We start from the raw sequence: 9376 nt of genomic DNA on the forward strand, positions 1-9376 counted from the left end.
AACTTTTTACCTTTATCACTTCAATTAGAAAAATCCTCATAATCCTTAAATCCGTGGCAAAAAAACAAAAAAGTGAAACGCCTCTGTGCAGCTCTCTCAACACCATCCACTTCAAAAAACCTCCGTGAAACTCGGTGTAAAACTTCGCCAAACATCATGTAAAATCTGTGAATCTGCGGTTAAATCAACATCACCACACCCCTAAAGTCCCCTCAAAGGGACAATTCCTTCAAAAAAATCCGCCATCATCCGCGCTTCGCGTCAGCGAATCCGTTTCATCTGCGTGCCTATCTCAACACAATCCTCTTCAAAAAACTCCGTGCAGCTCGGTGTAAAACAACCCCGCTACACCCCTAAAGTCCCCTCAAGGGGACAATCACTTTTTACAACTTTTACTTATATCCTTTCCATTAGAAAAATCCCATCACCTCGTCTCCTCATCTCCCAGTCCCACATCTTCTCATTACCAAAACCCCCAATCGCGCGCCTCTATCACAAAAAAACACCCAAAAGTCTACCAAATTGCACCAAATCACACCAAATCACGTCTTGCACAAATCAAAATACAGTTGTAATTTTAAAGGAAACTATAAAACAATTAAATCATGGCAAAAGTAACAGCACCTTTCGAAATCAAAGGCACAATTGACGATTTAAATTTCTATAAGGCATCGGAACAAAATCTAGTCCGACTAAAAGGAAAACCGGGAATCACCAAAGAACAATTTGCAAACAATCCCATCTTCAAACCCATCATAGAACACGGAACAGAATTTGGAAGTTGTGTCCGTAAAGCAAGAGTTTTTCGCCTATTAGCAAAACAATTCTATGACAAAGCAAAAGAAGTGTCTTTCGCTGGAAGAGTCAACCAATTACTTTTCGAAATTCTGGAAGAAGACACTACTAATAAAAAAGGAGAAAGAAAACTAGAAATCGGACTCCAAATTCCCGAATTACATGAAATACTAGTCAACTTTGAAGGAAATAAATTAAGACCATTAAACAAAGTGGTAAAGAAAAAAGTGGAGTTCGATTGGACACAAAACAAAATCAATCTTACGACAATTAATACAGAAAAAGACATATTTTGGCCTGAGCCTGATGCCAATCAAATTCATATTCAAATAGCAATAGCCAATTGGAACTGTAAAGAAGACCTATTTGAAAATCACTACAGCAATGAAATCATTCTAGAAAAAACAAATGCAGAAGTACAACTTGAATTTGAAATAAACAAACTCCAAACAAAAGACTTGTGGCTAGCCTTTATTTACATTGGTTTCTCCAACAAAGAAAGACGAAAAACAAAACCGCTACACAAAAAATGGAACACCACCACCATAATCGGAATTCAAAACTTCAACCCAAAAAAATAATCCATACCACAAACTCTGTCAGAATTCAAAACACTGACAGAGTGTTTAATCACACCTTCTCCCTATCACCCATCTCCCATCTCCCATCAAAAAACCTCCGTGCAGCTAGGTGTAAAACTTCGCCCAACATCATGTAAAACCTTGCGAACTTTGCGGTTAAATAAGTATCATCCGCGTCCCAATCTCAAACAAGTGAAACGCCTTTGCTCCCTTTGCAACCCGAGACTAAAGGTCGAATTGACGAAGTAAAAAACTTAGCGCTCTTTGCGGTTAAATCAACATCACCACACCCCTAAAGTCCCCTCAAGGAGACAATTCCTTCTAATAACTTTTTCCCTTTATCACTTCAATTAGAAAAATCCTAATAATCCTTTAATCCGTGGCAAAAAAACAAAAAAGTGAAACGCCTTTGCTCCCTTTGCAACCCGAGACTAAAGGTCGAATTGACTAAGTAAAAAACTTAGCGAACTTTGCGACCCGAGACTAAAGGTCGAATTGACGAAGTAAAAAACTTAGCGAACTTTGCGTTTAAATCACAACCACTACACCCCTAAAGTCCCCTCAAGGAGACAATCCTTTTAAGAACTTTTTACCTCAACTCTTTTCAATCAAAAAAGTGAAACGCCTCTGTGAACCTCTTTCAACACCATCCACTTCAAAAAAACTCCGTGAAACTCGGTGTAAAAATACGCATCATCCGCGTTCTAATCCCCAAAAAACCTGAAACCTGAAACCTGAAACCCGAAACCTGAAACCTGAAACCCGAAACCTGAAACCCGAAACCTGAAACTTGAAACTTGAAACTTGAAACTTGAAACATCGACAACAAACAAAATAATTCGTAATTTCGCCAAAAATTCCCAACATGTTATCCCTTTTCAAATCGAAACCCAAATTAGCTGAGTTAATTCCATCAGGATATGTAGATATTCATTCTCATGTCTTGCCAGGAATAGACGATGGCGCTCAAAAAATTAAAGATGCTGAATTTTTATTGGAATCGATGATTGATTTTGGTTTTTCAAAAGTGATTACAACACCTCATACCATGAAAAACGTATGGGATAATACAACTGAAACTATAAAAAATGCGCATCATTTAGTTCAAGATGAATTACCTGAACTTTCTAAAAAAGTTGCACTTGAGTGTGCTTCGGAATATTTTTTAGATGAAAATTTAATGCAATTAGCACAACAAGAAAGTCTGCTAACACTAAAAGATAATGTTATTCTAATTGAAATGTCGTATTTGAACGCACCCATTCAGTTATATGATTTTCTTTTTGAGTTGCAACTTAAAGGCTACCAATTGGTTTTAGCACATCCAGAGCGTTACAATTACTTTCATTCCAACAAAAAAGAATTTGCAAAACTAAAAAAAGCAGGGTGCTTATTTCAGTTAAATTTGTTAGCGACTGTAGGTTATTATGGAAAAAATGTTGCTGAAACTGCCGATTATCTCTTAAAAGAAGACTTGTATGATTTTGTGGGTTCTGATATTCATCATAAAAATCACGTAGCGGCTTTCCAAAATAAGATGATCATTAAAAATCATCAAGTTTTAGAAGATACTATAACTAAAAATGTGTTTTTTAAATAAACTGAAAAGTTTTTCAAGGACAATAGGCAATTATTTTAGCTTCGCTCAAATGTTAACCTACGTTGTAGGAGATTGCTACTTCCGCGGAATGACAAAAAAAGTGAAAATTGAAACTTGAAACCAAAACAAGTGAAACGCCTCTATGCATCTCTCTCAACACAATCCAATGCAAGAAAACCTCGGTGTAGCTCTGTGTAAAATCCTCATAATCCCTAAATCCGTGGCTAAAAATTAAAACATATAAGTCATCTAAGTTTTTTAAAGTTTAATTAGATTGTAGTGAAAAGTTCATAAAAGAGATGCTGAAATGAATTATGCATGACAAATATCCTAATTTCTCCAGTCTGTCTTCCAAAAAACCTCAAACTTGAAACTTGAAACCAAAACAAGTGAAACGCCTCTATGCATCTCTCTCAACACAATCCAATAAAAGAAAACCTCGGTGTAACTCGGTGTAAAACTTAGTGAGACTTTGTGCTACAAAGCCGAAACTATTTAAAAAAACGTTTCCAAAAAGATTTTTTTTCAACCTCAACCCCATAGCCATAGCCATATCCGTAGCCATACCCTTTTGTAGAATCGGTATCGTTAATTAAAATAGACATATTTGGCAATTTCTTCTCTTGATACAAGCGTTCTGGCAAAGACAACATTCGTTTATCTAAGTAATTTGCTCTGGCAACATATACAAAAGCATCCGCATATTTGGATATCAATAAAGTATCCGTAACTAAACTTACAGGAGCAGTATCTACAATAATATAATCAAAATCTTGCTTTAATTGTTCAAACAATTCCGGCACCTTTTTGCCCATTAACAACTCAGCTGGATTAGGAGGAACAACACCGGCTGGCATAACAAACAAATTCGAAAAACCTGCTACTTTTGTTATGAAATCAGCTAAGTTCTCACCCTCATTGGAAGCCAAATAATTAGTAACACCTACCTTGGGAACAGATAAATAGTCATCTATTTTTGGATTTCTAATATCCAAACCTAATAACAATACTTTCTTATCAGACAAGGCAATCGTGGAAGCCAAATTTACCGATATAAAGGTTTTTCCTTCCTTAGGAAAGGTAGACGTTATAAAAATAGTTTTGGCCAAACCTTCTGGAACTTCATTTAGTAAAAACTCAAGATTGGTTCGAACAATACGAAGTGATTCAGCCGTACTCGTTCTGCTTGTGTTGGAAAGAATAACATCATTGGAATCCGATTTTGGAACAACACCAATAATAGGCATCGTAGTAGCTTGTTCAATATCCAATCGCGATTTAACTTTAGTATCTAATAATCTTCTGATGTATAGAATAGAAAAAGGAATTAGCAATCCTAATAATAAACTTCCCAAAAAAATAATTTGACGTTTAGGCGACACCGGATTTTTAGAGGCTATAGCAGTATCAATCACCTTAGCATTAGGAGCCGTTACAGCAAGAGAAATCTGAGTTTCTTCTCTTTTTTGCAACAAGTACAAATACAAAGCCTCTTTAATATTCTGCTTTCTATCAATATCTCTAAAAATCTTTTCTTGCGTTGGAATTTGAGAAATCTTTCCTCCTAAAACAGCTTTCTGACGCGTAATATCCTTCTTCTTAATTTTTAGTTGATTCTGCAACTGCAATAAACTAGAGGAAACACTACTTTTTAACGTAGTTATTTTAGCCTCTAAATTCAAAACCATACTGTTTTTTGACCCTGCTGTTTTCAACAACTTGTTGCGCTCTAAAACCAATTGATTATATTGTGCAATAGAAGCACTTGCGCCTTCCTCTGCAGGTAAAACATTAGCAGGAAGTAATTCAGAACTAGTATTAGAATTCATATAATCCAAAATACTACTAACCACCTTCAATTGGGTTTCAGTTTCTAGCTCTTTCTTTTCAAACTCAGTCGCATTTTCCAAAAACAATCCAGCTTCCGAAACAATATCCGTTACCTTATTTTGTTTCTTGAACGATTCAACATCAGATTCAACACCCTTTAACTCATCACTAATAATAAGCAAACGTTGTTCAATAAATCTAGAAGTATTCTCAGCTACATACTTTTTATCAGAAATAGCATCTTGATTATAATTTTCAATTAATGCATTTAAAAAATCCTCAGCTTTCTCTTGAACAGGATCTACTAAAGACAACTCGATAACACTAGTATTCTTTCCAATAGCAGCAATCGTTAAACGAGATTTAAAATGCTCAACTAAATTAGAAATAGGCGTTACTGCAACCAAAAGGTGCGTATCGGGTTGTATTGGTTTTTTCTTACGAGGTAAAACTACAAAAGTCGAACCCTTATAGGAAATTGGAACTCCTATCGAGTAATTCCCAAGGGATTTCCCTTCACCAGTCGCCAAATCAAATCGATTTATAGCTGTAAATTGAACATCAAAATGAGAAGAGCTAGAGTCAAATTCTGGCGTAGTCGTAGAAAACACAACCTCTATAGGACTATTGGTATACAACTCCGGCGATTTTACTCGTCCAATACTAAAATAAGATACCTGCAAAGACAAATCACGAATAGCAGATTCAATCAAACGACGCGATTTAATAACCTCAATCTCATTGTCTACATTGTTTTTTACATTGTTTAACAAACCCAAATCTGCAAAAGCAGAAAGTTCAGAAGCCATAGAACCTTTACGCTCATCTTGAACTAAAATAGTAGCAACCGCTTTATAATTTGGAATGGCATAGCGTAAATACAAAAAAGCTACAGTTATACAAACAACTAAGCTTAAAACAAACCAACGCCAATAAATCAAATAATTATCTAGTTCTTCCTTAAGATTAAAGGTAGCTGTAGTAGAATTTTCTATAGAATTTGGATTCATACTTATTTAGCAGTTAAAGCAATAATGGTAACAATTAAGGATAGTGCAGATATTCCAACCGTTAAATTAGGACCAACAACGGAAGAATTAATCCTAGTTTTGTTTGGCTCTACATAAACAACATCATTTTGAGAAAGGTAATACGACGATGAATTCAAAAAATCCGATTTTGTTAAATCTATTCGCTCCGTCGTTTTGGTGCCGTTCTTTTCACGAATTAGCAACACATTTTTTCGATTCCCATATATAGTCATATCACCCGACATACCAATAGCTTCCAACAAAGTAATGCGCTCACTAGAAACTGTATAAGTGCCCGGTTTTTGAACCTCACCCAAAACCGTAACTTTAAAATTTAAAATTCTTAAATTAACAACCGCATCACTAACATGATCTTTCAATAAGCCCTTCAAAGTAGCCACCGCTTCTGTCTTAGTTAATCCCCCTAAAACAACTGAACCCAATATCGGAAAATCAATTTTACCCGCTTTATCTAAAATATAAGTTTGAATTCGCTGAGTGCCAACAGCATTTTCAGTCGCTCCTTGAAGTGAAATCACATTCAAATTATAAGGTGCAGCAACTTCAGGATTTTCGGAAGAAACAGTAATCATAACAACATCATCGGGCTGTAAAACAGGCTCATAAGAAGTAAGTGAATTCACCGATGCAGTCTGCTGAAGATACAAAACCTTCTCTTTCGCAACACAAGAAACCAACAACAACAAAATACCAGTCAAGAAAGTAAAACGAATCAAAAATTGTTTCATGGAGGTCATATAGGTTTAAAATTAAGCAACAATGTTCCCTTAAAAGGCGCAAAAATAAAAAACTTTTGCATGGAAAACTAATAAAAGTATGCTTTTAACCATCTAGTCGCTCAAAAACAGAATTCTGACTTTTAAACTCCGGAACCATTTGTTTCATCAAGCGAACGGCCTGCTCATAGTCAAAAGCAACCGCGTGAGCACATAAATTTTCCATAAGAGAATTAAAAGCAACATAGTCATAACCACTCAGATCCTGTGCAATCAAAATCTTAGCATGATGCGTAGGCAAAACCTTAGAGGCATCATATAACAATTCTTCATACAACTTTTCTCCAGGACGTAAACCCGTAATCTGTATAGCAATGTCTTGTTCCGGAATCAAACCCGCTAATCGAATCATCTTTGTAGCCAAATCCAAAATGCGAACCGGTTTACCCATATCAAAAATAAAAATCTCACCACCATTACCCATAGCTCCAGCTTCTAAAACCAACTGACAAGCTTCAGGGATGGTCATAAAATAACGAATAATATCGGGATGCGTCAAAGTAACGGGGCCACCAGCCTCAATTTGTTTGGTAAACAAAGGAACCACAGAACCATTAGAACCCAATACATTGCCAAATCGGGTAGTAATAAACTTGGTAGCGGAAGGGTGTTCCGATTGAGTAGCCATAAACAACGTTTGTACATAAATCTCAGCAATACGCTTACTGGCTCCCATTATATTACTCGGATTAACCGCCTTATCTGTAGAAACCATTACGAAACGTTCCGCCTTAAATCGTATAGCCATATCGGCAACATGCTTCGTTCCTAAACAATTAGTCATAATAGCCTGATACGGATTGTCTTCCATCAATGGAACATGCTTATAAGCCGCCGCATGATAAACCAATTGCGGTTGATAACGCGAAAAAACATGTGCAACCAAACTAACATCACGTACATCTACCAATAACGGCGTAAGTATACAAGAAGAATTTACCTTAGAAAGCTCTAAACACAAATGATGCAAAGGGGTCTCTGCCTGATCCAACAACAACAACTGCTTCGAACCATAGGCCAACAACTGATGAACAATCTCCGAACCTATAGAACCAGCCGCACCTGTAACTAAAATCACTTTTCCAGCAACTTGATGCTGCACTTCTTGATTATCCAAAAATATAGGCTGACGCTCCAATAAATCCTGTATAGCAAAACTCTTAATCGACTTATTAATATCCTTAGAATCTTCCCATTCTTTTATTACTGGGGCGGTCAAAACCCTACAACCTAACGACAAACACGTCTCTACAATCTTTATTTTTTTAGTTTTACTCAACTGCTTATCCGCAAACAACAAAGCCTTAACATTGTGTTCTGTTAGTAACGTTTTCAAAGATTCCTTTCTGCCAAAAAGAGGCACACCCAACAACTCTTTCTTCATACGAATCCGTTTATCACCAACAAAACCAACCAATTGGTATTTCCTAGGTTGTTCTAAAAGTATAGCATGTGCTAACGCTATCGCCTGTGAGTCCGATCCGTAAATAAGTAATCTAGGCAAACTAGACGGAATAACGCCCGACAAATAATACTCAAAAAACAATTTAACTAATACACGAAAAGAAAATAGCATCAAAAAAGTAAACAAAGTATGAACAATCAATCCCGGCATCAAATAAACTTTATCTCCCGTCAAAAAATAATGCACATAATTAAAAACTACTAATAATACAAAGCCAGAAAATGTAGAAAAAAACAACTTTAGCGCATCAAAAAAACTAGAATGACGAATAATCCCAGCATACGTGCGATAGAGCAGAAAAAAGATCCCATGAACTAAAACAATTATCGAATATCGGAACAAAGGAGTGTAAGTAGTATAAAACTTTAAAGTCAAATTAGAAACTACTATATACGTCAAATAACAAGCCAAAGAAACTATACACACATCAATGCAAATGATAATCCAACGTGGCAAATACCCCAAATTAGAAAATCGGCGCTGCACCCATCCAACCAAATTACCTGTAGAAAACGAAGAAATTGAAAACCAAGCCATAAGAAAAACTTTAGCCCCTTCTTAAAGGGTAATTAATTTAAATTATTTTTTTATCAATACCTGTTTGGTTTCCAATAAATACAATTACTCGTATATATAATAGCAACCCAACAAAGCTACTAGCATGCAACGCAAGCTACTAGCCACTAACTAAGAATACCAAAACCCAAAACCCACACCTTCTCTGTCATTCCGCCAAAATAGGAATCTCCTACAAAGCAGGCCAACATCGCTTTACAAAGTAAAGCCCCCTTCTCCATTCATCATCCCTTGACCAAAATTCAACATTCAAAAACCCAAAACCTAAAACAAAGCACAGCGCCTCTTTCCACCTCTCGCAACACCATCCATTTAAAAAAATCCGCGAAGCTCTGTACCCAAAGCAATAGTAAACAGACATAGTAAAAAAACTTAGCGCTCTTTACAAAAAAACTTTGCGAACTTTGCGTTTAAATCAACATCACCACACCCCTAAAGTCCCCTCAAGGGGACAATTCTTTCTAAAAACAATTTACTTTAACTCTTTTAAATCAAATAAGTGAAACGTCCGAAGCTCCGGACTCTGTGCATCTCTCTCAACACAATCCACTTACAAAAAACCTCCGTGCAACTCTGTGTAAAAATCCGCAACCATCAGCTAAATCAGCATCATCCACATCCCAATCTCAAACAAGTGAAACGCCTTTGCGCTCTTTGCAAAAAAAACCTTGCGCTTTTTGCGGTTAAATCACAACCACTAC

Annotated in this window: 5 protein-coding genes; 2 read left to right on the forward strand and 3 right to left on the reverse strand. The window is 36.2% G+C overall.

Annotated features, from left to right (window positions below):
- Positions 1 to 605 precede the first annotated feature (605 nt).
- Both BP92_RS0115505 and BP92_RS0115510 read left to right on the forward strand, forming a co-directional pair.
- The gene (locus tag BP92_RS0115505) at positions 606 to 1376 is read left to right on the forward strand and encodes a hypothetical protein (protein ID WP_026726856.1); all 771 of its coding nucleotides are present in this window, start codon (positions 606 to 608) and stop codon (positions 1374 to 1376) included.
- An 865-nt stretch (positions 1377 to 2241) separates the two neighbouring features.
- On the forward strand, positions 2242 to 2976 hold the full coding sequence (locus BP92_RS0115510) for a tyrosine-protein phosphatase (RefSeq protein WP_026726857.1): 735 nt from the start codon (positions 2242 to 2244) through the stop codon (positions 2974 to 2976).
- A 491-nt stretch (positions 2977 to 3467) separates the two neighbouring features.
- On the opposite strand, the gene BP92_RS0115520 is transcribed toward BP92_RS0115510, so the two are convergent.
- From BP92_RS0115520 to BP92_RS0115530, 3 genes are all read right to left on the reverse strand, one after another.
- A complete protein-coding gene (locus BP92_RS0115520) occupies positions 3468 to 5816 on the reverse strand; it encodes a GumC family protein (RefSeq protein ID WP_051604519.1) in 2349 nt (782 codons plus the stop codon).
- A gap of 2 nt (positions 5817 to 5818) precedes the next feature.
- The gene (locus BP92_RS0115525; protein ID WP_026726859.1) at positions 5819 to 6586 is read right to left on the reverse strand and encodes a polysaccharide biosynthesis/export family protein; all 768 of its coding nucleotides are present in this window, start codon (positions 6584 to 6586) and stop codon (positions 5819 to 5821) included.
- 94 nt (positions 6587 to 6680) lie between these two features.
- A complete protein-coding gene (locus BP92_RS0115530) occupies positions 6681 to 8636 on the reverse strand; it encodes a polysaccharide biosynthesis protein (RefSeq protein ID WP_084329813.1) in 1956 nt (651 codons plus the stop codon).
- Positions 8637 to 9376: the final 740 nt, after the last annotated feature.

The sequence above is a fragment of the Flavobacterium sasangense DSM 21067 genome (genome assembly GCF_000686885.1).
GTDB lineage: Bacteria > Bacteroidota > Bacteroidia > Flavobacteriales > Flavobacteriaceae > Flavobacterium > Flavobacterium sasangense.